We start from the raw sequence: 24,721 nt of genomic DNA, 5'->3' as shown, positions 1-24,721 counted from the left end.
AGACCCCGGTCCGCGGCGGGAGGTTGATCCTCAAGTGCGTAAGCGCATCACGCGAACCGGCGTCGTCGTCTCCGGCGCTTTGCTCTCGGCCCTCGCGGCCGCGGCGCCGTCCCTGGCCGCCCAGCCGGCCATCATCGACGGCGGCACTGCCGACTCGCTCCACTCGGCGGCCCGGATGTTCGCCGGCGGGCAGGAGATCTGCTCGGCGACGATCATCGCGCCGGACTGGGTCCTCACGGCCCGCCACTGCACGCAGGGCGCCGCCGGCAAGCCGATCAGCTTCCACGTCGGCGACCTGGACCAGACGAAGGGCACCACCGTCAACGCCACCTCCGTGCACGAGGCACCGGACTCGGACATCGCGCTGGTGCAGATCGACCAGCAGGTGCAGACCGAGTACGCGCCGCTGGGCAGCGAGGGCGACGTCAAGGTGGGCGACCAGGCCGAGGTCTACGGCTGGGGCGCGACCTGCACCGACAAGCCCGAGATCGAGTGCCAGTCGCAGCTGCTGAAGGTCGCGAAGGTCAGCGTCAGCTCGATCGACTGCCCGGACGGCGCGGCCGGCGTCTCGGTGTGCGCGAACCGCGGCGACGGCATCACCGCGGGCGGCGACTCCGGCGGCCCGATGTACGCGAACGGCAAGCAGGTCGGCGTGGCTTCGACGAGCGACCGCCAGTCGTACACGGCCTACATCAACATCACGAAGTACCGCGACTGGATCTCCGCCACCGCGGGCGTCTGAGCCTCCGCGAGCGGCCCCCGGGAGACCGGGGGCTTGCCTCGCCGGTCAGAGTGAGTGTACAGTCACTCACATGACGAAACGCGGTGCCACGCTCTCCACCTCCGACGCCCGGCGGGACGTCGTCGTCGACGCCGCCATCGCCGAGTTCGCCCGGGGCGGGTACCACAACACGCCGATCAGCGCCGTGGCCGCGAAGGCCGACATCTCCCCCGCCTACGTCTTCAAGTTGTTCCCCGGCAAGGTTTCCCTCTTCGTCGCCGCGCTCGACCGGTGCTTCGAGCTCGTCGCGCACGCCCTGTCGAACGGGGCCGCCCGCGCCGGGAGCGCCGACCCCGAAAAGATCCTGCACGAGATGGGCGGCGCCTACGCCGAGCTCATCGCCGACCGGGACCTGCTCATGCTGCAGGTGCACGCGCAGTCGGCCGCCGACACACCCGAAATCGCCGACGCCGTGCGGCGCGGCCTGGCGAAGGTCACCGAACTCGCCCTCGAGCGCTCCGGCGCCGACAGCGAGCAGGTCCAGCGCTTCATCGCCTACGGCCAGCTCTGCCACCTGATCGCCACCCTGGACCTCGACGAGCGCGCCGGCGGCTGGGCCGCCGTGCTCGCCGACGGCATCCGCCACCCCGGCAAGAACTGAGTCCCGCGCGAGCTCGTTTTTCGCGCCCATCGAGTGATTGACCAGTCACTCACACTTCGGAAGGAACCACCACCATGACCACCACCACCGAAATCGTCCTCCCCGGCCTCGTCGAGCCGGACGGCCTGCGCGTCGAGCACCGCGAGATCCCGCGCCCCGGCGCCGGCGAAGCCCTCGTCCGCGTCGAGGCGAGCGGGATCTCGTTCGCCGAGCAGCAGATGCGCCGCGGGAAGTACTACGACCAGCCGCCGTTCCCGTTCGTGCCCGGGTACGACGTCGTCGGCACCGTCCTCGAAGCCGCGGACCCGGCGCTGGTCGGGCGCCGCGTGGCCGCCATGACCAAGATCGGCGGCTGGAGCAGCCACCTCGTCGTGCCCGCCGCGGACCTCGTCCCGGTCCCCGACGGGCTGGACGCGGCCGACGCCGAGACGTTCGTCGTCAACGGCATCACGGCCTGGCAGATGCTGCACCGGATCGCGAAGGTACGCACCGGCGGCACGATCCTGGTCCACGGCGCGAGCGGCGGCGTCGGCACCACGCTCGTACAGCTCGCCCGGGCGGCCGGGATCACGGTGATCGGTACCGCCTCGGCCCGGAACCTGGACGCCGTGACCGCGCTCGGTGCGACCGCGCTCGACTACCGCGGCGACGTCCCGGCCCGGGTGCGCGAGCTGGCGCCGGGCGGGGTCGACGCCGCGTTCGACCACGTCGGCGGACCCGGCATCGTCGACTCGTTCCGGCTGCTCGCCCCGGGCGGGACGCTGGTCGCGTACGGCAGCGCGTCCACCAAGGACGACGGCGGCAACCCGAAGCCCGCCGTGCTGAAGCTGGTCGCCCGGCTGCTGTGGTGGAGGGTGCTGCCGAACCGCCGCCGCACGCACTTCTACAACGTCTGGGGCGGCAAGCGGAACCTCGCCAAGTTCCGCGCGCGCCTCACCGAGGACCTCGGCCAGGTGTTCGCCCTGGCGGCCGAGGGAAAGCTCGAAGCGCAGGTGGCCGCGCGGATTCCCCTCGCCGACGCCGCGAAAGCGTTGACCCTGGCCGAATCCGGCACGATCACCGGCAAGGTCGTGCTCGTCCCCTGAACGCACCGAAGGCCACCACGGCGAGCGTGGTGGCCTTCGGGATCGGGAGAGGGTCAGTCGGTGCCGAACTCCATCGCGGCGCTGTCGAGCAGCTCGACGTCGTCGGTCTTGCCGCGCGAGGCGATCACCTGGGCGCCGCCCTCGGGCATCGCGCCGATCAGGCCGGTCGACGCCGCCTGGGCCGCGCCGATCAGCTTCGGGTGGGAGTTGCCGCCGACCATACCGAGGCTCGCGTACTGCTCGAGCTTAGCCCGCGAGTCCGCGATGTCCAGGTTCCGCATGGTCAGCTGGCCGATCCGGTCGACCGGGCCGAACGCCGAGTCCTCGGTCCGCTCCATCGACAGCTTGTCCGGGTGGTAGCTGAACGCCGGGCCGGTCGTGTCCATGATGGAGTAGTCCTCGCCGCGACGCAGGCGCAGCGTCACCTCGCCGGTGATGGCGGTGCCGACCCAGCGCTGCAGCGACTCGCGCAGCATCATGGCCTGCGGGTCCAGCCAGCGGCCTTCGTACATCAGGCGGCCGAGCCGGCGGCCCTCGTTGTGGTAGCTGGCGAGGGTGTCCTCGTTGTGGACGGCGTTGACGAGCCGCTCGTAGGCCGCGTGCAGCAGCGCCATGCCCGGCGCCTCGTAGATGCCGCGGCTCTTGGCCTCGATGATCCGGTTCTCGATCTGGTCGGACATGCCCAGGCCGTGGCGGCCGCCGATGGCGTTGGCCTCCAGCACCAGGTCGACGGCGGAGGCGAACTCCTTGCCGTTGATCGTCACCGGCCGGCCCTGCTCGAAGCCGATCGTGACGTCCTCGGCGGCGATCTCCACCTCGGGGTCCCAGAACGCCACGCCCATGATGGGCTTGACGATCTCGATGCCGTTGTCGAGGTGCTCGAGGGACTTGGCCTCGTGCGTGGCGCCCCAGATGTTGGCGTCGGTCGAGTAGGCCTTCTCGGTGCTGTCCCGGTAGGGCAGGTCGTGCGCGACCAGCCACTCGGACATCTCCTTGCGGCCGCCGAGCTCGGTGACGAAGTCCGCGTCGAGCCACGGCTTGTAGATCCGCAGGGAGGGGTTGGCCAGCAGGCCGTAGCGGTAGAACCGCTCGATGTCGTTGCCCTTGTAGGTGGAGCCGTCGCCCCAGATCTGGACGTCGTCCTCGAGCATGGCGCGCACCAGCAGCGTGCCGGTGACCGCGCGGCCGAGCGGGGTGGTGTTGAAGTAGCTGCGGCCGCCGTTGCGGATGTGGAACGCCCCGCAGGTCAGCGCCGCGAGACCCTCTTCGACGAGGGCTTCCCGGCAGTCGACCAGCCGCGCGATCTCGGCGCCGTACTGCCCGGCCCGGCCGGGCACCGACTCGATGTCGGGCTCGTCGTACTGCCCGATGTCGGCGGTGTAGGTGCAGGGGACCGCGCCTTTGTCGCGCATCCACGCGACCGCTACGGAAGTGTCGAGGCCACCGGAGAAGGCGATACCGACACGCTCGCCGACGGGCAGGGAAGTGAGCACCTTGGACATGCGAATGATTATGCACGCCCATGCATCACCGTGCAATCCGGGGTGCCCACCCCCACATCCGATGCCATCAGGGGCACCTTCATGGCTCAAGAGCCGTGAAGGTGCCCCTGATGAATTCAGCAGGTCACCGGACGTGCCAAAGGACCGCGTGGAACTGCCCGGTCGCCGGGATCGTCGACGTTCCGGTCACGAGCCCCCGGTCGTTCAGGCCTTTCGCGAGGAAGAACGCGTCTTCGGACACGGGCGGCAGCTCGGTGATCCGGCCGGCCCGGTCCCAGAGGACCTGCCGGTCCAAACTCGTGGGCGAGTCGGCCTCGCCGAGCACGGTGCCCGTCCGGTTCACGGCCGTGAACCGGCTTTGCGCCCCGCCCAGCGTAGGCAGCACCGTGAGTCGGCCGCTCGGGTCCCAGGTCGCCACCCGGCTCTTCCCGTCGCCTGCCGACACTTCACCCACGATCGTCCCGTCGGCGGTGATCGCCAGCGCCGAACCGGCCTTCCAGGTCGTGTCGAGCACCGTGAGGTGCCCGGCCGCGTCCCACTTGGCCGGGTGGTAGCCGCCGTCCGGGGTGTTCGCCGCGCCGACGGCCGTGCCCTGCTCGTCGATGGCCCACAACGCCGCCGCCCGGTCCATCTCGACCGGGGTGCCCGACGGATCCCAATACTTCGGCTGCTGGCCGTCCCACCCGATCACCGCGCCGGCCTCGTTCATCGCCCGCACCCGGCCGTAGCCCAGCTCCACGACCGTGCCGGGGGTGGGCCACTTCACCGCGACCGCGCGGCCGTCGACGTTGAAGGCGAACCCGGCGACCTCCCCGCGCTCGTTGATCGCGGCCGCCGAGGTCCACGCGTAGCCGGGCCAGGTCGTCACCCGCGGCAGCTCCACCGGTACGCCGGACTCGTCCCACAACGTCGCGTGCTGGCCCAGCCGCCCGTCCTTCGTGTTGCCGATCGCCACCCCGGCTTCGGTGATCGCGACCGGGTCCACGGCGGTGAACCCGGGTAGCGGCGGCAGGTCGGTGATCCCGCCGGCCCGGCCCCACCGCGCGGCGTGCTGGTGCCCGGCCGGATCCGACGCCGTCCCCAGCACGATCCCGCTGTCGGTCACCCACGATCCGCCGCTGCTCGCCCCGCCGGGCAACGTGCCCAGGTCGACCGGCGCGCACGCCGGTTCCGCGCTCGCCGGAGCCGCGGTCAGCACGACTGCCGCCACCCCCACCAAGACTGCTTTGAACATGCTTGCTCCCCCTCCATCTGTTCGGACAGAGGAAACACGCCCGGCGGGGGCGAACGGTTGAGTCAGCTCGGCAGCAGCGCCGGGGCCGAGAGGCGGGTCGCGTTCGCCGCCGCGTCGTCCGGGGCCTCCTGCGCCGAGCGTTCCGCCTCGACCCGCGCGAGGTAGTTGGCCACCTCGCGCTCGACGCGGTGTGCGTCCCAGGCCAGCAGCGGGGCGATCAGCCCCGCGACCACCGGGGCCGCCGCAACGCCGCGGTCGCGTTCCTCGATCGAGATCCGCGTTCGCCGGGTGAGGACGTCCTCCAGGTGCAGCGCACCCTCGTGGGAGACCGCGTACACGGCCTCCACGCGGAGGTACTCCGACGTCTCCGTGATCGGTTCACCGAGCGAAGGATCCTCCTCGATCAGCGAAACGAGGTTCCAGATCCGCGTCCCGTACCGGTGCAGCAGGTGCTCGACGCGCGGCAGCGGCAGCCCGGTCTTCGAAGCGACCGAGAAGCGGTTCGCCCACAGCTCGTGGTAGCCGTCGGCGCCGACGATCGGGAGCCGGTCGGTCCACGACGGCGGCGCCGGGCGGCCGAGCTCCTCGACCACGACGTCGACCGCGTCCGCGGCCATCACCCGGTACGTCGTGTACTTGCCGCCGGCCACGATCACCAGGCCCGGCACCGGGTGCGCCACCGCGTGTTCGCGCGACAGCTTCGTCGTCGCGGCCGCCTTCGCCGCGAGCAACGGACGCAGTCCCGCGTAGACGCCCTCGATGTCGTCGTGCGTCACCGGGGTCCGGAGCACCTTGTTGAGGTGCTCCAGCACGTAGTCGACGTCCGCGCGGCTGGCCGCCGGGTGCTCGCGGTCGAGGTCCCACTCGGTGTCGGTGGTGCCGACGATCCAGTGCCGGCCCCACGGGATCACGAACAGCACGCTCTTCTCGGTGCGCAGGATCAGCCCGGTGTCGAGGTCGATCTTCTCCCGCGGCACCACCAGGTGGACGCCCTTGGACGCGCGCACGGTGAACGGCGCCGGGATCCCCGCCGCCGCCGCCATGTCGTCGCTCCACACGCCGGTCGCGGCGACCACCGTGCGGGCGCGGACCTCGAACTCGATGCCGCTCTCGCGGTCCACGACCTTCGCGCCGACCACTCGCTCGCCGTCGCGAAGCAGCGACGTCACGCGAGCCCGCGTCAGCACCGAAGCACCCTGTTCGGCGGCCGTCCGCGCGATCGTCATCGTGTGGCGGGCGTCGTCGACCTGGGCGTCGTAGTACTGGATCGCGCCGATCAGCGCGTCCTCGGCCAGGGCCGGCGCCGCCTTGAACGCGCCGCGCTTGGACAGGTGCCGGTGCCGCGGCAGCGCCCGGGCACCGCCGAGCGTGTCGTACAGCGTGACGCCGGCGCCGATGTAGCCGCGCTCCCACACCCGGTGCGTGAGCGGCATCAGGAACTTCACCGGCCGCACCAGGTGCGGGGCGAGGGTCTTCAGCAGCAGGCCGCGTTCCTTGAGCGCCTCGCGGACCAGCTTGAAGTCCAGCTGCTCCAGGTAGCGCAGGCCGCCGTGGATCAGCTTGGACGACCGGCTGGACGTGCCGGCGGCGAAGTCGCGGGCCTCGACCAATGCGACGGACAACCCGCGCGAGGCCGCGTCGAGCGCGACGCCGGCGCCGGTCACTCCCCCGCCGACGACCAGGACGTCGACCTCTTCGCGGGTCAACTTCCGCAACGCCTCGGCGCGGTACTGCGGGGAAAGTGCGGTCACGGTGTTCCTCCTCATTTCAGCGCCTCACTCCACGTCGACCCAGTCGAGCGTGCGGCCGACAGCCTTCTGCCAGCCCGCGTAGCCCTCGGCGCGCTGCTCTTCCGTCCACGACGGCTGCCAGCGCTTGTCCTCGTTCCAGTTCTGCTCGAGCTCGTCGGTCGACTTCCAGAAGCCGACGGCCAGCCCGGCCGCGTAGGCGGCCCCGAGCGCGGTGGTCTCCGCGACGACCGGCTTCGACACCGGGACGCCGAGGATGTCCGCCTGCAGCTGCATGCACAGCTCGTTGGCGGTGACGCCACCGTCCACACGCAACACGTCGAGGGTCACGCCCGAGTCGTTCTGCATCGCCTCGACGACGTCGCGGGTCTGGTAGCAGATCGCCTCCAGGGTGGCCCGCGCGATATGAGCGTTGGTCGTGGCGCGGGTGAGCCCGACGATCGCGCCGCGGGCGTCCGAGCGCCAGTACGGCGCGAACAGGCCGGAGAACGCCGGGACGAAGTAGACGCCGCCGTTGTCCTCGACCTGGCGGGCCAGGCTCTCGCTCTGCGCGGCGCCGCTGATGATGCCCAGCTGGTCACGCAGCCACTGCACGGCCGACCCGGTGACGGCGATCGAGCCCTCCAGCGCGTAGACGGGCTTGTCGTCGCCGAACTGGTAGCACAGCGTCGTGAGCAGGCCGTGCTTCGAGCGGACCAGCTCGTGGCCGGTGTTGAGCAGCAGGAAGTTGCCGGTGCCGTAGGTGTTCTTGGCCTCGCCGGGCCGGAAGCAGACCTGCCCGACGGTGGCCGCCTGCTGGTCGCCGAGGACGCCGGTGATCACGACCTCGCCGCCGAGCGGCCCGTCCGCGCGGGTGGTGCCGAAACCGGAGTTCGACGACGGCTTGATCGCCGGGAGCATCTGCTTCGGGACGCCGAAGAAGGACAGCAGCTCGTCGTCCCAGTCGAGGGTTTCGAGGTCCATCAGCATGGTGCGGGAGGCGTTGGTCGGGTCGGTGACGTGCACGCCGCCGTCCGGGCCGCCGGTGAGGTTCCAGATGAGCCACGAGTCGGTGGTGCCGAAGAGGGCGTCGCCCTTCTCGGCGTCTTCGCGCACGCCCTCGACGTTCTCGAGGATCCACTGCAGCTTGCCGCCGGAGAAGTACGTCGCGGGCGGGAGGCCGGCCTTGCGGCGGATGACCTCGCCCTTGCCCTCGCGCTCCAGGGCGGAGGCGATCCGGTCGGTGCGGGTGTCCTGCCAGACGATCGCGTTGTGGTACGGGCGCCCGGTGCGGCGGTTCCACACGACGGTGGTCTCACGCTGGTTGGTGATGCCGAGCGCGGCCAGGTCGCCCACGGTCAGGTTCGCCTTGTTGAGCGCGGTGGCGATGACCGAGCGGGTGCGTTCCCAGATCTCGGTGGCGTCGTGCTCGACCCAGCCCGGCTTCGGGAGGATCTGCTCGTGCTCCAGCTGGTGGCGGGCGATCTCGTTGCCGCCGTGGTCGAAGATCATGAAGCGGGTGCTGGTGGTGCCCTGGTCGACGGCACCGACGAAGTCCGGCATGGTCGTGCTCCTTCTCAGGCGGCGGTCTCGAAGTCCTTGGCGGGCATGGCGTCCAGGGGTTCCCCGGCGGGCAGGTGGCGCTCGATGAGGAACTTGTAGATCGCGCCGCCGATCACCGCGCCGATCACGGGGGCCACGATCGGGATCCACCAATAGGGGAAGCCGTACTGGTCGGACCACGCCGTGTCGTAGCCGGTCAGCCAGGACGCCAGGCGCGGGCCGAAGTCGCGGGCGGGGTTGATCGCGTAGCCGGCGTTCGTGCCCCAGGCCATCCCGATCGCGACGACCAGGAAGCCGACGACGACCGGGGCCAGGTTCGCGCCCGGCGAGGTGTTGCGGAGGTCGGTGATGGCGAAGATCACCAGGACGAGGATCGCGGTGCCGATGATCTGGTCGCGGAAGGCGCCCCAGTCACCCACCGGGAGCGTGCCGTTACCCGGAAGGGTGGAGAACACGCCCTGGGTCTTGATGGTGTGGCCGGGGTCCTTGGCGTTGAGCACCTCGGTGTAGTTCCAGCGCACGAGCAGCGCGGCGAGGAACGCGCCGGCGGTCTGGGCCAGTGCGTAGGGGGCGACCTTGCGCCACTCGAAGCCCTTGAAGACCGCGAGGGCGACGGTCACCGCCGGGTTCAGGTGCGCGCCGCTGATCCGCGAAGCGACGTAAACACCGAGCGTGACGCCGAGGCCCCAGGCCCAGGCGATGCTGTCGTGGTCCCCGATGCCCGCGGCGGCGACCTGCGCCACCACCCCGCACCCGAACAGGATGAGGATCATCGTCCCCACGAACTCGGCGGCCATTTCGCCGCCGAGCCCGCGGGCCTTGAGGCTTCGCACCATTGCTTCCTCCACAAAGGACCGTTCGTTCCCCCTGGTGGATGAAAGTTAAGTTCGCGAAAACACCGGGTCAACGGAGCCGGGTCGGCATTGTCGAACGCGCGAAGACGATGTTCGACATTGTCGAATCAGGGCCGGTCGGGCTAGGGTCGCGGGCGTGCCGGGTCCGATCCAGTCCATCGAGCGCGCCGCCGCGATCCTCAAGCTGCTGGCGCGCGGCTCGGGACGGCTGGGCGTCGGCGAGATCGCCGAATCCCTCGAACTGGCCAAGGGCACGGCCCACGGCATCCTGCGCACGCTGCAGGGCGTCGGGTTCGTCGAGCAGGACCGCGACACGGGCAAGTACCAGCTCGGGGCGACGCTGCTGCACCTGGGCACGAGCTACCTGGACGTCAACGAGCTGCGGTCGCGGGCGATCAACTGGGCCGACGCGCTGGCCTCGCGCAGCGGCGAAGCGGTCCGGATCGGCGCGCCCCTGGAGGGCCGGGTGCTGGTGGTGCACCACGTGTTCCGGCCGGACGACACCCTGCAGACCCTGGACGTCGGCACGCTGCTGCCGCTGCACGCGACCGCGCTCGGCAAGGTGCTGCTGGCCTACGACACGACGCTGGTGGCGTCACAGGAGGCCTACACTCGGCGAACCCTGGTCACCCAGACCGCGATCAAGCGCGCGTGTGCGAAAGTACGCGAGGCAGGCTGGGCGATGGAGAACGGCGAGATGATCTCCGGCGAGGCCGGGATCGCGGCCCCGATCCGCGGCCACGGCGGGATCGTGGTGGGCGCGATCGGCGTGTCGGGAGCGGTGGAGCGCATCGGCGAGCCGGACGGCGGCCCGAACCCGAAACTGCTGGGCCACGTCCGCGACGCGGCGCGCGCGGTCTCCCGAGACCTGGGTGCGTCCCGATGGTGAAGGAGGTGCTCGCGTGGTCCAGCGGTACGTGATGTCCATCGACCAGGGCACCACTTCCACCCGGTGCATCCTGTTCGACGCGCGCGGCCGGCTCGTGTCGGTCGTGCAGCGGGAGCACCAGCAGCACTTCCCCCGGCCCGGCTGGGTCGAGCACGACGCCGTCGAGATCTGGCGGAACCTCTCCCGGATCGTGCCGCAGGCCCTGGCCGACGCCGGTGCCACCGCGGAGCAGGTCGTCGGGCTCGGGATCGCCAACCAGCGCGAGACCACCGTCCTGTGGGACCGGCACACCGGCAACCCGATCGGGCGGGCGATCGTCTGGCAGGACACCCGCACCGACGCCATGCTCGAGCAGCTGGCCCGCGAACCGGGCGCCGACCGCGTCCGGCAGCTGTGCGGCCTACCCCTCGCGACGTACTTCTCCGCGCCGCGCGTCCGCTGGCTGCTCGAACGCACACCCGGCCTGCGCGAGCGCGCCGAGCGCGGCGACGTCCTCTTCGGCACCATCGAGAGCTGGCTCATCTGGAACCTCACCGGCGGCGCCGAGGGCGGCGTGCACATCACCGACGTCACCAACGCCTCGCGCACCATGCTGATGAACCTGCGCACACTCAACTGGGACGACGAGCTGCTGGAGTTCTTCGACGTCCCGCGCGCGATGCTGCCGGAGATCCGCTCGTCGACCGAGGTCTACGGCACGACGTCCCGCGTGGTCCCCGGCATCCGGATCGCGGCGGCGCTCGGCGACCAGCAGGCGGCGCTGTTCGGCCAGACGTGCTTCGCGCCCGGCGAGGCGAAGTGCACGTACGGCACCGGCAGCTTCCTGCTGCTCAACACCGGGTCGACGCCGGTGCTGTCCACCCACGGCATGCTCACCACGGTCGGCTTCAAGATCGGCGACGAGCCGGCGGTGTACGCCCTCGAAGGGTCGATCGCGGTCACCGGGTCGCTGGTGCAGTGGTTCCGCGACGGCCTCGAGCTGATCGGCAGCGCACCGGAGATCGAGACGCTGGCGCGGACGGTCGAGGACAACGGCGGCTGCTACATCGTGCCCGCGTTCTCCGGGCTGTTCGCGCCGCACTGGCACAGCGAGGCCCGCGGGGTGATCGCCGGGCTGACGTCGTACATCACGAAGGGCCACCTGGCGCGGGCGGTGCTGGAGGCGACCGGCTGGCAGACGCGCGAGGTCGTCGACGCGATGAACGCCGACTCCGGGCTGGCGCTGACGACGTTGAAGGTGGACGGCGGGATGACCGCGGACAACCTGCTGATGCAGTGCATCGCGGACGTCCTCGACGTGCCGGTGGTCCGCCCGATGGTGGCGGAGACGGTGTCGCTGGGCGCGGCGTACGCGGCGGGGCTGTCGGTCGGGTACTGGCCGGACCTGGAGGGACTGCGGCGCAACTGGCACCGAGCCGGGCAGTGGCTGCCGGCGATGGACCCGGCCCGCCGCGACTCCGAGTACGCGCACTGGCGCCAGGCGGTGGAGCTGACGTTCGGCTGGATGCGTCCCGGCCCGGCCGCGGCCCCGCCGGGCTCGGACCTGGTCGAGGTCCTGCTGGCCGACCACCGCCGGTTCGAGCAGCTGTTCCGGGACCTGCGCAACACCGAGGCCGACCGCCCGGCCCTGGTCGCGGAGCTGGCGGCTCTGCTGGTGGCCCACGCGACGGCGACCGAGCGGATCGTCCGCCCTTCCGCACCGGGCACCCCCTTCGCCGACGACCTCCTGGCGGTCCTCGAGGCCGAGGACTTTGAGAAGGCGTTGCTGCGCTTGGAGAACGTCGTGGACGCGCACGTCCGCGGCGAGGAACGCGAGCTGCTCAACGACCTGCGCCGCACTATGTCCACATCGGACCGCACGGGCCTGGGCCGCGCGTTCGTGGCGGAGCGCCGCCGCCAGCTGGACCTCGGCTGCGGCAACGCCGACCACATCCGCGACCTCGGCGACCGCGTCACGCTCTGACGCGGCTCGGCCTGCCATCCGGGTGAAGCGGGGTCCGCACCCCTGCCCCGGCGCGGGAGCCAGGAGAAGACTTCGGGAACCGGTTCGCCACTGGAGGGAGCACCATGTCCGCAGCCGCCGACGAAGCCTTGCTGTCCCTGTCCGCCCCGGCCGGGCTCGCCGACCCGTACCCGATCTACGCGAAGCTCCGCGAAGAAACGCCGATCTTCCGCAGCGAAGTCTTCGGCGGCTGGGTGCTCAGCCGGTTCGCCGACTGCCAGGCGGTGCTCGCCGACGGCGAAACCTTCCTCGTGCTGGACGCGCGGTGGCGCGACCGGCACACGCCGGGCTGGCGCGACAACCCGGCCATGGCACTGCTGGCCGCGCTCCTGCCGTGGAAGAACCCGCCGGACCACACGCGCGAGCGCCGGTTGCTCATGCGGGACTTCACCGTCCGGCGCGTGCAGGAACTGGAGCCCACGGTCCGCCGGGCGGTCGACCGGGTGCTGGACCGGTTCGCCGACGCCACGGCGGACGGCAGCGCCGCGGAGTTCGTCGGCACCGTGCTCTATCCGCTCGGGATGGCGGTGATCGGCGGACTGGTCGGCGTGCCGGAAGCCGACCACGACCGGCTCCGCGGCGTCACCGACCTGATCGGCAAGCAGGTCGACCCGGCGATGCCGGCGGACCTGCGCGCCGAGGTCGACGCGGCCGCCGTCGAGTTCCGCGCCTACTTCTCGGAGCTCATCGCGCTGCGGCGGGCGGATCCGGGTGACGACCTGACGTCCGCGCTGCTGACGCGCCCCGCCGCCGACGCGGAACCGATGCCGGTCGAGGACGTGCTCAATTCGCTCGTCGTGTTGTTCGGCGGCGGGTACGAGACCACCGCCGGCGCACTGGGCAACGGGATCCACGCCCTCCTGACCCATCCGGATCAGTTCGCCCTGCTCGCGGGCGATCCCGGGCTGGCGGCCGGGGCGGCCGAGGAGATCCTGCGGTGGGACGGCGCGGCCCAGATGAGCCAGCGCGCGGCCGCGCGCCCGGCCACGCTCGACGGCGCGCGAGTCGCGACCGGGGAGCTGGTCGTCGTGCTCAACGGCGCGGCGAACCGGGACCCCGCGCGGTTCCCGGACCCGGACCGGTTCGACATCACGCGCGACGCCGGCCGAGGGCTGTTCTTCGGCCACGGCCTGCACCTGTGCCTCGGCGCGGCCGTGGCCCGGCTCGAGATGACCGTCCTGCTCGAACAACTCGGGAAGCGCTTCCCGAGCTTGCGGCTCGGTGGCCCGGCGCAGCGGCGACGGAACCCGGCACTGCGCGGGATGGCAGCACTGCCACTCACCCGGTGACGCGCGCCGCTGCCTCCGTGCGGCTCAGCCCGCGCGCAGGCAGCGGCTGCTTTTCCGCACCATCGATGGCGAGGAACGCGAGCTGCTGAACGACCCGCGCCGCACGATGTCCACATCGGACCGCACGGGCCTCGTCCGCGCCGACCACATCCGCGACCTCCGCGACCTCCGCACGCACTAACCCGCCCGCAAACAGCGGCTGCTCTCCCGCACCACCAACTCCGCCACCACCACCTCCCGCACCGGCGTCGCGACCCCGTCGATGCGGGCCGCGAGCGCCGCGACCGTCTGGCGGCCCGCCGCCACGAAGTCCTGGCGGACCGTTGTCAGCGGGGGCTCGAAGTAGGCCGCTTCCGGGACGTCGTCGAAGCCGACCACGTGCGCGTCGCGCGGGACTCGCATTCCTGCCTCCGTGAACGCCGACAGCAGGCCCAGCGCCATGTGGTCGTTGGCCGAGAACACCGCGCCCACTCCCGGTTCGACCGCCAGGGACTGACCGGCGCGGTAGCCGGACCGGGCGGACCAGTCGCCGCGGACCACCGGCGGGACCTCCACGCCGCGGTGCTCGAGGGTTTCGCGCCAGCCGCGCTCGCGGGCGCGGGCGATCGGGCCGTCTTCGGGGCCGCCGAGGTGCCAGACCGTCGGGTGGCCGAGGTCCAGCAGGTGCTCGGTGGCCCTTCGGGCGCCTTCGTACTGGTCGGCCGACGCCGCCGGCACCAGCGGTACGCCGTTGACCGGGGGCAGGTCGGCGGCGAGGTGCGGGTCGAGCACCACGATCCCCGACACACCCTGCAGCAGCAGGCCGGCCACGGCGGCGGGCACCGCGGCCCGGCCGCGCCCCGGCACGCCGAAGACGACGAGGACGTACCCGTGCTCGCGCGCGGCGACACGCAAGCCGTTCAGGACCGGCCCCGACGCCGCAGTTCCCGAGGCGATCACGCCGAGCGTGCCCCGCCGGACCGGTGAGCGGAGGGGACCTGCGTCGTCCACGGGCATGCCGCCGATGTTAACGATCACACCCGCAGACGTGAACTTCCTTCACTTTCCATAAATAACGAAACGATAACGGCGGTGAACCGGCCGGCGCTCGCGTCCGTTTCTGCCAGTGCCGGAACCAGTGCCACCGGACGCGGGGCACTCCCCCGGGTTCCGCGCGTCTCCCCACCGGGCACGCAGTTCGACTCCGTCGCGCCCGGAAAACCGAAGAAGGTGACCATGCCCCGGAAAACATCCCCCGTCACGGGCAGACATCGCATCTCCCGCCGCACCAAGATCGCGACCGGCGGTCTCGCACTGGCGCTCGCGGTCGGCGGCATCGTCGTCGCGACCACGGCCGGACGCACCGGCGAAGCCAGCGCCGACCCCGCGGACGCGTCGTTCTTCCTCGACATCGCGAAGGTTCCCGCCGGTGTTAACGTGAACAAAGCGTTGCAGCAGAAGGGCGCGCGCGGCACGTTCACGGTGAACTGCGGGCGCAACGAAAACCAGCACTTCAACCCCGACAACTTCATCGCCCAGCCCGGCATCAAGAACGGCGCCCAGCACCTGCACGACTACGTCGGCAACCTCTCCACCAACGCCGACTCGAACAACAAGAGCCTTTCGAAGGCCGGGACCACCTGCAAGAACGGCGACAAGTCCGCGTACTTCTGGCCCGTCGTGCGCATCGACACCGGCGAAGAAGAGGCCGCGAACCCGCCCGCCACGCAGCCCGACCGCGCCGGAAGCGCGAACGACAAGGCCAGCAGCCAGGTCGACTGCCCGGACGTCGCGAGCAAGCTCCCCGACGTCCCCGACCAGGCCATGGACGAGGTGAACCGCAACCTCGACCTGCTCGACAAGCAGATCGACGAGGCCAACGCCCGGATCGCCAAGGGCGACCTGAAGACCCCGCAGGACATCCAGAACGCCGTCGTGGGACCGCTGAAGGACAAGCGCGCCGCGACGATCGACCGCATCGCCATCGCCATCGGCCGCCGGGCGGCGAAGCCGACGAACCTGGGCGGGCTCGCGGCATGCGTGCTCAAGCAGAACGGCCAGGGCGGGCTCGACAACGGCGGCCAGAACAGCACCGGCCAGCCCGCCGAGCTGCCCGGCGTCAACGACCAGAACGAAGTGGCCGGCAACGACGGCGAGATCCAGCGCGTCCGCTCGGCGACGATCACGTTCACCAGCGGCGGCGCGAACAAGGTCGTCGCGATGCCGCAGTTCCTCCGCATCCTCTACGGCGACGCCAAGCAGAGCACCAACGGCCCGGCGAACGCCCGGCCCAGCTGGACCTGCACGGGCTTCGAAGACCGGCTGACCGACCACTACCCGATCTGCCCGCAGAACAGCCGGGTCGAGCGCATCCACGCCTTCCCGAACTGCTGGGACGGCAAGAACATCGACAGCGCCAACCACCGCACGCACATCGTGTTCGCCGACCAGCAGGGCAAGTGCCCGCAGGGGTTCAAGAACGTGCCGCAGCTGGTGATCAAGCTGGTCTACGACATCCCGCACGACATCCAGGTCAAGGGCCAGTACAAAGTGGACGCGTTCCCGCAGGAGAGCCACAACCCGCGGTCGGACCACGACGACTTCGCCAACGTCATGGGCCAGCGGCTGATGAACCAGGCGGTCAACTGCATCAACACCGGCAAGCGCTGCAACCAGTAGGTCAGGACGTGGTGACCGAATAGCTGTTCGCGGCGAAGTCCAGTCCACCGGCGGACGAGGTGATCTCGAAGCCGAACTGGACTTCGCCGAGCGTCACGTCCCCGAACCACCCGCGGGCACGGATCCAGTTCAGCACGGCCAGGACATCGACCGTGCCCGCGTTGGTGTTCGAGGTGCGCACGAACGAGAAGACCGCGTTGGAGCCGTTCGATCCTTTGTAGACGTCCCAGGTGTGGCCGCCGACCGTCGCCGTCGTCTGCTTGGTGCCGAGCGGGCCGACCGCGCCCTGCTTGTTCATCCACAGCATGGTTTCGTAGGCGTTGTTGTCCGCCCAGATGTCGTACGCCGTCTCGTAGGCACCGCTGCCCGGACGGGTGACGGTGAAACTGCTGGACACGCGGCTCAACGCGCTGAGCTTCTTGCCGACGTTCTTCGCCGAATGCGGGTACGACTTCACCCCGCCGGTGTTCGGCTGATCCGACCAGACACCCCAGTTGGAATAAGAATTCGCCCAGATCGTCTGGGGTCCGGCGCCACTGCCCCAGACGTCGTTGCGGACGGTGTACCCGCCGTTGGACCAGGTCGCCCATTTGTCCGTGGACGACCACGTCGCCGCCGTTGCGACACCGGCCGAGGTGGCCACGGAAGCGGCCACAGTCAAGGAAACCACGAGGGAACGCACGGCTTTGTGCATGGGATGGGTCCTCCACTGGTGAGGGATTCACCAGCACTATGGACGTCCCGTTACCGCCCGGTCAAGCACTTCGAGAACTTCGAAAAGGGGCTTTCCCCGCAATGGCGGAAAGCCCCTTTTCGACGGACAACTCAGGAAGCCGCGCGGCGTTTCGTCCAGATGTCGTACGCCACCGCCGCCAGCAGGACGACGCCCTTCACCAGCATCACCCGCTCGCTCGGGGCGCCGATCAGGGACATCCCGTTGTTGATCACCGCCATGATCAAGCCGCCGGTGATCGCGCCGACCACCTTGCCGACGCCGCCCTGGACCGCCGCGCCGCCGATGAACGCCGCCGCGATCGCGTCCAGCTCGAAGTTGACGCCCGCCGTCGGGCCCGCCTGGTTCAACCGGCCCGCGAAGATGATCCCCGCCAGGGCCGCCAGCACGCCCATGTTGACGAAGATCCAGAACGTCACCGACTTGACCTTGACGCCGGACAGCGTCGCGGCCTGCAGGTTGCCACCCACGGCGTAGATGTGCCGGCCGAACACCGACTTCCCCGCCACCAGCGAGTAGCCGAGCACCAGCACCGCCAGCAGGATCAGCACCCACGGCAGGTTCTTGAACCGCGCCAGCTGCACCACCAGGGCGAGCACCAGCACCGCGATCCCGACGATCTTGAGCACGAACACCGGGAACGGGTCGACGTCCTGGCCGTAGCCCAGCCGCGCCGAGCGCTTGCGCCACTGGGTGAACGCGATGCCGGCCACCGCGACGACGCCGGCCAGCAGCGACACCAGGTCGGCGCCGCCCAACGGCCCGAGGCCGATGTTGCCGAGGTAGCCGTCGGTGAAGCCGTTGGACAGGGTGCGGATCGCGTCCGGGAACGGGCCGATGCCCTGGTTTCCCAGCACCGTCAGGGTCAGCGCGCGGAACGCGAGCATCCCCGCCAGCGTCACGATGAACGCCGGGATCCCGAAGTACGCGACCCAGTACCCCTGCCAGGCACCGATCACCGCGCCGACGACGAGGGTGATCAGCACCGCCAGGAACCACGGCAGGTGCCAGTTCACCATCAGCACCGCCGACACCGCGCCGGTCATCGCCACCACCGACCCGGCGGACAGGTCGATGTGCCCCGAGATGATCACCAGGATCATCCCGATCGCGAGGATCAGCACGTAGGAGTTCTGCACGATGATGTTGGAGATGTTCTGCGGTTCCAGCAGCGCGCCGCCGGTGAGCACCTCGAACAGCACCACGATCAACGCGAACGCTACGTAGATGCCGCTCTGGCGCGGGTTGATCGAGATCCGCCGGGCCGAGCGCTCGGCCGGGGGCGCGGCGGGCCGCGCTTCGGTCGTGGTCATTGCCGTTCCTTGGTCATGTACTGCATCAGCAGTTCCTGGGTGGCTTGTTCGCGGGTCGCCTCGCCGGTGATCCGGCCCGCCGACAGCGCGTAGATCCGGTCGCAGAGCCCGAGCAGCTCCGGCAGCTCGGAGGAGATGACCAGCACGGCCTTCCCCTGCGCGGCCAGCTCGTTGATGATCGTGTAGATCTCGAACTTCGCGCCGACGTCGATGCCGCGGGTCGGCTCGTCGAGGATCAGCACGTCCGGGTCGGTGAAGATCCACTTGGCCAGCACGACCTTCTGCTGGTTGCCGCCGGAGAGCTTCCCGGTCACGCTGCGCACGGACGGCGCCTTGATCGAGAGGTTCCGGCGGAACCCGACGGCCGTGTCGTGCTCGGCGTGCTCGTCGACCCAGCCGCGCTTGGCGAGCTTGCCGAGCCCGGCCGCGGACACGTTGCGCTGGATGTCCTCGATCAGGTTGAGGCCGTAGCGCTTGCGGTCTTCGGTGGCGTACGCGATGCCGTGGCGGACGGCGTCGCGCACCGAGCGGACGTCGATCTCCTCGCCGTGCTTGAGGATCCGGCCGGAGATGTTCTTGCCGTAGGACCGGCCGAACACGCTCATCGCGAGCTCGGTGCGGCCCGCGCCCATCAGCCCGGCGAGCCCGACGATCTCGCCGCGCCGCAGGGTGAGGTTGGCGTGGTCGACCACGAGCCAGTCGGCCTGGTTGGGGCTGTAGACCGTCCAGTCCTCGATCCGCAGCACCTCCTCACCGATGTCGGGTTCCCGGGGCGGGAACCGGTGCTCGAGGTCGCGCCCGACCATGCCGGTGATGATGCGCTCCTCCGTCAGCCCTTCGGCGTCGAGCGTTTCGATCGTCTTGCCGTCACGCAGGATCGTGACGGTGTCGGCGATCGCGGTCACCTCGCCGAGCTTGTGCGAGATGATCACGCACGTGACGCCTTCGTCGCGCAGCCCGCGCAGCAGGTCGAGCAGGTGCGCCGAGTCGTCGTCGTTGAGCGCCGCGGTCGGCTCGTCGAGGATGAGGAGCTTGACGTCCTTGGACAGCGCCTTCGCGATCTCGACGAGCTGCTGCTTGCCGACCCCGATCTCCTGCACCGCCCTGGTCGGGTTTTCGGCGAGGCCGACGCGCTGCAGCAGCGCGCCGGCCTCGTGGTTGGTCCGGTTCCAGTCGATCCAGCCCCGCTTGTCGCGTTCGTTGCCGAGGAAGATGTTCTCGGCGATGGAAAGCTGCCCGCACAGCGCGAGCTCCTGGTGGATGATCACGATTCCGCGCCGCTCGCTGTCGCGCACCGAACCGAACTCGCACCGCTGCCCGTCGAAGTGGATTTCACCGTCGTACGTCCCGTGCGGGTAGACGCCGGAAAGCACCTTCATCAAGGTGGACTTCCCGGCGCCGTTCTCGCCGCAGATCGCGTGGATCTCGCCGCTGTTCACCGACAGCGTGACGTCCGACAGCGCCTTCACCCCGGGAAAGGTCTTGGTGATCCCGCGCATGCCGAGCAGTTCGGTCATTTCAGCTGACCTGCCGTGTAGTAGCCCGAGTCGACCAGTTCCTTCTGGTAGTTGGCCTTGTCCACGGTGACCGGCTGCAGCAGGTACGAGGGGACGACCTTCTTGCCGTTGTCGTAGTCCTTGGTGTTGTTGACGTCGGGCTTGCCGCCCTTGAGCACCGCGTCGGCCATCTTCACCGTGGTGTCGGCGAGGATGCGGGTGTCCTTGAAGATCGTCGAGTACTGCTCACCGGCGATGATGGACTTGACCGAGGCGACCTCGGCGTCCTGCCCGGTGACGATCGCGTACGGCTGGCCGGCGGTGCCGTAGCCGTTGCTCTTCAGCGCCGAGAGGATGCCGATCGACAGGCCGTCGTACGGCGAAAGCACGCCCGCGACCTTCGCGCCGCCGGTGTAGGTCTTGGTGAGCAGGTCCTCCATGCGCCGCTGCGCGGTGGCCGGGTCCCAGCGCAGGATGGCCGCGCGGGCGAAGTCGGTCTGCCCGCTCTTGACGACCAGCTTGCCGCTGTCCATCAGCGGCTTGAGGACGGACATCGCGCCGTTGAAGAAGAACGTGGCGTTGTTGTCGTCCGGCGACCCGGCGAACAGCTCGATGTTGAACGGTCCCGGGCCGTCACCGAGGCCCTTGACCAGCGAGTTCGCCTGCTCGACGCCGACCTTGAAGTTGTCGAAGGTGGCGTAGTAGTCGACGTTGGGCGAGTTGCGGATCAGCCGGTCGTAGGCGATGACCGGGATCTTCTTGTCCGCCGCCTCCTGCAGCTGGGTGGTGATGGCGGTGCCGTCGATCGACGCGATGACCAGGAGCTTCGCGCCCTTGGTGATCTGGTTCTCAATCTGGTTGACCTGCGTCGGGATGTCGTTCTCGGCGTACTGCAGGTCGACCTTGTAGCCGAGCTTCTCCAGCGCCGACTTGATGTTGTCGCCGTCGTGGATCCAGCGTTCCGACGACTTCGTCGGCATGGTGACGCCGACCAGGCCGCCCGCCGCGCTCGCGGCGCCGGGAGCCGCCGTCTGGTCGGCGGTCTTCTGGCTCGAGCCGCACGCGGACAGCGTCAGCACGAGTCCCGCGGCGGCGATCCCCGCGAGTGTTCTGGTGAACTTCATTGTTCCTTCTTCCTTTCTCAGAAGCCTGTGTCAGAAACCGACGGCCAGGCGGTGGTACGCCTGGTTCCAGCGGATGCGGTCGGCGAAGCCGTGCGGCGTGGTGTCCTTGTCGATCACCAGCAGCTCGACGCCGAGCAGGTTCGCGAAGTCGCGAAGGGTTTCGGTGCCCACTGCCTGGGTGAGCACGGTGTGGTGCGGGCCGCCCGCGGTGATCCACGACTCGGCCGACGTCGACAGCGACGGCGCCGGCTCCCACACCGCCCGCGCGACGGGCAGGTTGGGCAGCGGTTCGTCGGGTACGACGACCTCGATCTCGTTGGCGACGAGCCGGAACCGGTCGCCGAGGTCGACCAGGCCGAGGGTGACCCCGGGGCCCGGCTGGGCGTCGAACACGAGCCGGACCGGGTCTTCGCGGCCGCCGATACCCAGCGGGTGGATCTCGCAGGACGGCTTCGCGGCGGCGATGCTCGGGCAGACCTCCAGCATGTGCGCGCCGAGGATCTTCGGCGTGCCCGGCCCGAAGTGGTAGGTGTAGTCCTCCATGAACGAGGTGCCCCAGTCGACACCGACGCCCATCGCCTTGACCGCGGCGAGCAGCGCGGAGGTCTTCCAGTCGCCCTCGCCGCCGAAGCCGTAGCCGTCGGCCATCAGCCGCTGCACGGCGAGGCCGGGCAGCTGGCGCAGGCCGCCGAGGTCCTCGAAGTTCGTGGTGAACGCGCCGAACCCGCCGTCGGTCAGGAACTTCCGCATCCCGGCTTCGATCCGGGCCGCGTACCGCAGCGAGTCGTGCCGCGCTCCCCCGGCGCCCAGCTCCGCGACAACGTTGTAATCCTGCTCGTACTGGGCCACCAGACCATCTACATCAGACACCTGATCGACCAGTTCGACCAGGTCGTTGACGCCGTAGGTGTTGACCGAGACGCCGAACCGCAGCTCGGCCTCGACCTTGTCCCCCTCGGTGACGGCGACGTCGCGCATGTTGTCGCCGAACCGGGCCAGCCGGAGGTTGCGCAGGTGGTCGGCGCCGATCGCGGCCCGCGCCCACGCGTCGATCCGCGCGACGACGACCGGGTCGGAGACGTGCCCGGCGACCGTCTTGCGCGGCACGCCGAGGCGGGTCTGGATGAACCCGAACTCGCGGTCGCCGTGCGCGGCCTGGTTGAGGTTCATGAAGTCCATGTCGATGGTCGACCACGGCAGGGCTTCGTTGAGCTGGGTGTGCAGGTGCAGCAGCGGCTTGCGCAGCGCGTCCAGCCCGGTGATCCACATCTTCGCGGGCGAGAAGGTGTGCATCCACGCGATGACACCGACGCAGGCGGCGTCGGCGTTGGCTTCCTGCAGGACCCGCCGGATCGACGAAGCCTCGGTCAGCACCGGCTTGCCGACGATCTCGGCCGGGAGCCCGCCGGCGGCGGCCAGGAGCTGCTGGATGCGCAGGGACTGGCCGGCGACCTGTTCGAGGGTCTCCTCGCCGTAGAGGGCCTGGCTCCCGGTGAGGAACCAGAGCTGGGGTTTCGACGCGCGGGTCATCGTTTCTCCTGGAAGCGGTTCAGTGCTGGCCGTAGACGTTCTGGTACCGGGCGTAGAGCCGGTCGACGTCCTCGGGTGGGAGGGGTGCGGGCCTGCCGAGCTCGAAGGCCTTGTGCACGGTGCGGGCGACGTCCTCGACCATCACCGCGGCCTTGACCGCGTCGCGGGCGGTCCGGCCGACGGTGAACGGGCCGTGGTTGCGCATCAGCACGGCCTTGGACCGGCTGGTGCGCAGCGTTTCGACGATGCCGCGGCCGATGGAGTCGTCGCCGATCAGGGCGAACGGCCCGACCGGGATCTCGCCGCCGAACTCGTCGGCGATCATAGTCAGCACGCACGGGATCGGCTCGCCGCGGGCGGCCCACGCCGTGGCGTACGTCGAGTGCGTGTGCACGACCCCGCCGATCTCGGGCAGGTGCCGGTAGACGTAGGCGTGCGCGGCGGTGTCCGACGACGGCGCGAGCTCGCCGTGCACCAGCTCCCCGTGCAGGTCGGTGACCACCATGGTGTCGGCGGACAGGTCGTCGTAGGACACCCCCGACGGCTTGATCACCATCAGCTCGCGCCCGGGCACCCGGGCCGAGACGTTGCCCGCGGTCCAGATGACCAGCGCGTTGCGGGTCAGCTCACCGTGCAGGTTCGCCACGGTCTCCCGCAGCTCCGCGACGGTGTCGAGGACTTCACCGGTCAGCGACATCAGGACCGTCCTTTCGCCACGGCTCGGCGGCGGGCCGCGAGCCGGTGCATGACATCGTTGGCGCCACGGCCGAAATAGTCGTGCAACGTCGTGTATTCGGCGTACAGCTCGTCGTAGGCGACGACGTGCGCGGGCACCGGCTGGTAGACCGCGCGCCGGACCGAGCCCATCGCGGCGGCGGCCGCCCGGATGTCCGGGTGGGCCCCGGCGGCGACGGCCGCGTGGATGGCCGAGCCGAGCGCCGGTCCCTGGTCGGAGCCGATGACCGACAGCGGGAGGTTCGTGACGTCGGCGTAGATCTGCATGAGCAGCGCGTTCTTGACCAGGCCGCCCGCGATGATCAGCTCGGTGACCGGGACGCCGGCGGCGTTGAACGTTTCGATGATCTTCCGGGTGCCGAACGCGGTGGCCTCCAGCAGCGCGCGGTAGACGTCTTCGGCGCGGGTCGCGAGGGTTTGCCCGACGATGACGCCGGACAGCTCGTGGTCGACCAGCACCGACCGGTTGCCGCTGTGCCAGTCCAGCGCGACGAGCCCGTGTTCACCGATCTCCTGCTGGGCGGCGAGCCGGGTGAGCTCCTCGTGGCTGTCGTGGGCGAAGTGCTCGGCGAACCAGCCGAAGATGTCGCCGACGCCGCTCTGCCCGGCTTCGTAGCCCCACAGCCCGGCGACGATCCCGCCATCGACGACCCCGCACATGCCGGGGACCTCGTGCAGCTCGGCGCCGTTCATCACATGGCACGTCGAGGTGCCCATGATCGCCACCATCTGCCCGGGCTCGACGGCGTTCGCGGCGGGTGCGGTGACGTGGGCGTCGACGTTGCCGACGGCGACCGCGATGCCTTCGGGCAGCCCGGTCCATTCCGCGGCTTCGGCGGACAGCGAACCCGCGCGGGAACCCAGCTGGCCCAAGGGGTGTTCCAGCTTGTCGGCGACGAAGGACTCGAAGCCCGGCGCCAGCTCGTGCAGGAAGTCGCGGCTCGGGTACTGGCCGTCCTGCAGGATGCCCTTGTACCCGGCCGTGCACGCGTTGCGGACGTACACCCCGGTCAGCTGCCAGACGATCCAGTCGGCCGCCTCGACCCAGTGCCGCATCGCGGCGTAGACGTCCGGGGCCTCTTCGAACAGCTCGAGGCCCTTGGCGAACTCCCACTCCGACGAGATCAGGCCGCCGTAGCGCGGCAGCCACTTCTCGCCGCGGGCGCGGGCCAGCTCGTTGATCCGGACGGCCTGCGGCTGGGCCGAGTGGTGCTTCCACAGCTTGACGTAGGCGTGCGGCTCGGCTTCGAACTCGGGCAGCTCGCACAGCGGCGTGCCGTCGGCGGTCGTCGGGACCATGGTGCACGCGGTGAAGTCGGTCGCGATGCCCACGACGGCTGCCGGGTCCGCCCCCGCATCGGCGAGCGCGGCGGGGACGGCGGTGCGGAGCACGCCGACGTAGTCCACGGGCACCTGCAGCGCCCAGTCCGGTGGCAGCGCGCGGCCGGACGCGGGCAGCGTCTCGTCGAGCACACCGTGCGGGTACTCGAAGACCGCGCTGCCCAGCTCGGCGCCGTCGGCCACGCGCACGACCACCGCACGCCCCGAGAGCGTGCCGAAGTCGACGCCCACGACGAGAGGGTCTGCTGACACTTCTGGTTCCTT

20 protein-coding genes are annotated in these 24,721 nt (G+C 70.3%); 7 read left to right on the top strand and 13 right to left on the bottom strand.

The window, feature by feature from the left end; all coding sequences use genetic code 11:
* Positions 1–34: 34 nt before the first annotated feature.
* The 3 genes from ACZ7PG_RS37040 (at position 35) to ACZ7PG_RS37030 (ending at position 2,467) form a co-directional block, all read left to right on the top strand.
* Positions 35–742: a S1 family peptidase gene (locus ACZ7PG_RS37040; protein ID WP_470243838.1), complete on the top strand. Its 708-nt coding sequence runs from the start codon at positions 35–37 to the stop codon at positions 740–742.
* A gap of 70 nt (positions 743–812) precedes the next feature.
* Positions 813–1,382, top strand: a complete 570-nt coding sequence (locus tag ACZ7PG_RS37035) for a TetR/AcrR family transcriptional regulator (protein ID WP_470243837.1) — start codon at positions 813–815, stop codon at positions 1,380–1,382.
* A 74-nt stretch (positions 1,383–1,456) separates the two neighbouring features.
* Positions 1,457–2,467, top strand: coding sequence for a medium chain dehydrogenase/reductase family protein (locus ACZ7PG_RS37030; protein WP_470243836.1), 1,011 nt, complete (start codon positions 1,457–1,459; stop codon positions 2,465–2,467).
* A 53-nt stretch (positions 2,468–2,520) separates the two neighbouring features.
* Here the strand turns inward: ACZ7PG_RS37030 and argG are convergent, their stop codons facing one another.
* The 5 genes from argG to ACZ7PG_RS37005 form a co-directional block, all read right to left on the bottom strand.
* Positions 2,521–3,969, bottom strand: coding sequence for an argininosuccinate synthase (gene argG / locus ACZ7PG_RS37025; RefSeq protein ID WP_470243835.1), 1,449 nt, complete (start codon positions 3,967–3,969; stop codon positions 2,521–2,523).
* 124 nt (positions 3,970–4,093) lie between these two features.
* Entirely contained in the window at positions 4,094–5,203 is a 1,110-nt protein-coding gene (locus ACZ7PG_RS37020) for a hypothetical protein (protein WP_470243834.1), read from the bottom strand.
* A 62-nt stretch (positions 5,204–5,265) separates the two neighbouring features.
* Positions 5,266–6,969, bottom strand: a complete 1,704-nt coding sequence (gene glpD / locus ACZ7PG_RS37015; RefSeq protein WP_470243833.1) for a glycerol-3-phosphate dehydrogenase — start codon at positions 6,967–6,969, stop codon at positions 5,266–5,268.
* 9 nt (positions 6,970–6,978) lie between these two features.
* Positions 6,979–8,493, bottom strand: a complete 1,515-nt coding sequence (glpK, locus tag ACZ7PG_RS37010; protein ID WP_470243832.1) for a glycerol kinase GlpK — start codon at positions 8,491–8,493, stop codon at positions 6,979–6,981.
* Between the two features lie 14 nt (positions 8,494–8,507).
* Entirely contained in the window at positions 8,508–9,329 is an 822-nt protein-coding gene (locus tag ACZ7PG_RS37005; protein ID WP_470243831.1) for an MIP/aquaporin family protein, read from the bottom strand.
* Positions 9,330–9,483: 154 nt separating this feature from the next.
* Between ACZ7PG_RS37005 and ACZ7PG_RS37000 the strand changes: the two genes are divergently transcribed.
* From ACZ7PG_RS37000 to ACZ7PG_RS36990, 3 genes are all read left to right on the top strand, one after another.
* A complete protein-coding gene (locus ACZ7PG_RS37000; RefSeq protein WP_470243830.1) occupies positions 9,484–10,236 on the top strand; it encodes an IclR family transcriptional regulator in 753 nt (250 codons plus the stop codon).
* A gap of 13 nt (positions 10,237–10,249) precedes the next feature.
* Positions 10,250–12,199 (top strand): glycerol kinase GlpK, encoded by a 1,950-nt coding sequence (gene glpK, locus ACZ7PG_RS36995; RefSeq protein ID WP_470243829.1) that lies wholly within the window; start codon positions 10,250–10,252, stop codon positions 12,197–12,199.
* A 104-nt stretch (positions 12,200–12,303) separates the two neighbouring features.
* The gene (locus ACZ7PG_RS36990; protein ID WP_470243828.1) at positions 12,304–13,527 is read left to right on the top strand and encodes a cytochrome P450; all 1,224 of its coding nucleotides are present in this window, start codon (positions 12,304–12,306) and stop codon (positions 13,525–13,527) included.
* 177 nt (positions 13,528–13,704) lie between these two features.
* Here the strand turns inward: ACZ7PG_RS36990 and ACZ7PG_RS36985 are convergent, their stop codons facing one another.
* Positions 13,705–14,523, bottom strand: a complete 819-nt coding sequence (locus ACZ7PG_RS36985) for a substrate-binding domain-containing protein (RefSeq protein ID WP_470243827.1) — start codon at positions 14,521–14,523, stop codon at positions 13,705–13,707.
* A gap of 219 nt (positions 14,524–14,742) precedes the next feature.
* Here ACZ7PG_RS36985 and ACZ7PG_RS36980 point away from each other — a divergent pair, with 219 nt between their 5' ends.
* Positions 14,743–16,185 carry a DUF1996 domain-containing protein gene (locus tag ACZ7PG_RS36980; protein WP_470243826.1) on the top strand — a complete coding sequence of 481 codons (1,443 nt, stop codon included), beginning with the start codon at positions 14,743–14,745 and terminating at the stop codon, positions 16,183–16,185.
* A 1-nt stretch (position 16,186) separates the two neighbouring features.
* Here ACZ7PG_RS36980 and ACZ7PG_RS36975 read toward each other — a convergent pair whose 3' ends face one another.
* The 7 genes from ACZ7PG_RS36975 to araB form a co-directional block, all read right to left on the bottom strand.
* Positions 16,187–16,879, bottom strand: coding sequence for a glycoside hydrolase family 12 protein (locus ACZ7PG_RS36975; protein WP_470243825.1), 693 nt, complete (start codon positions 16,877–16,879; stop codon positions 16,187–16,189).
* A 131-nt stretch (positions 16,880–17,010) separates the two neighbouring features.
* Entirely contained in the window at positions 17,011–18,231 is a 1,221-nt protein-coding gene (gene mmsB, locus ACZ7PG_RS36970) for a multiple monosaccharide ABC transporter permease (protein ID WP_470243824.1), read from the bottom strand.
* Positions 18,228–19,748, bottom strand: a complete 1,521-nt coding sequence (gene mmsA, locus ACZ7PG_RS36965) for a multiple monosaccharide ABC transporter ATP-binding protein (protein WP_470243823.1) — start codon at positions 19,746–19,748, stop codon at positions 18,228–18,230. Before mmsA ends, mmsB begins: the two co-directional genes overlap by 4 nt.
* Positions 19,745–20,851 (bottom strand): multiple monosaccharide ABC transporter substrate-binding protein, encoded by a 1,107-nt coding sequence (chvE, locus tag ACZ7PG_RS36960; protein WP_470243822.1) that lies wholly within the window; start codon positions 20,849–20,851, stop codon positions 19,745–19,747. Before chvE ends, mmsA begins: the two co-directional genes overlap by 4 nt.
* Before the next feature lie 30 nt (positions 20,852–20,881).
* The gene (gene araA / locus ACZ7PG_RS36955) at positions 20,882–22,381 is read right to left on the bottom strand and encodes an L-arabinose isomerase (RefSeq protein ID WP_470243821.1); all 1,500 of its coding nucleotides are present in this window, start codon (positions 22,379–22,381) and stop codon (positions 20,882–20,884) included.
* A 19-nt stretch (positions 22,382–22,400) separates the two neighbouring features.
* Positions 22,401–23,078, bottom strand: coding sequence for an L-ribulose-5-phosphate 4-epimerase (locus ACZ7PG_RS36950; RefSeq protein ID WP_470243820.1), 678 nt, complete (start codon positions 23,076–23,078; stop codon positions 22,401–22,403).
* Positions 23,078–24,709: a ribulokinase gene (gene araB / locus ACZ7PG_RS36945; RefSeq protein WP_470243819.1), complete on the bottom strand. Its 1,632-nt coding sequence runs from the start codon at positions 24,707–24,709 to the stop codon at positions 23,078–23,080. The genes ACZ7PG_RS36950 and araB overlap by 1 nt, the downstream gene beginning before the upstream one ends.
* Positions 24,710–24,721: the final 12 nt, after the last annotated feature.

This window comes from Amycolatopsis sp. NPDC114504, assembly GCF_055633595.1.
This window is presented reverse-complemented; position numbering and strand designations above follow the sequence as displayed.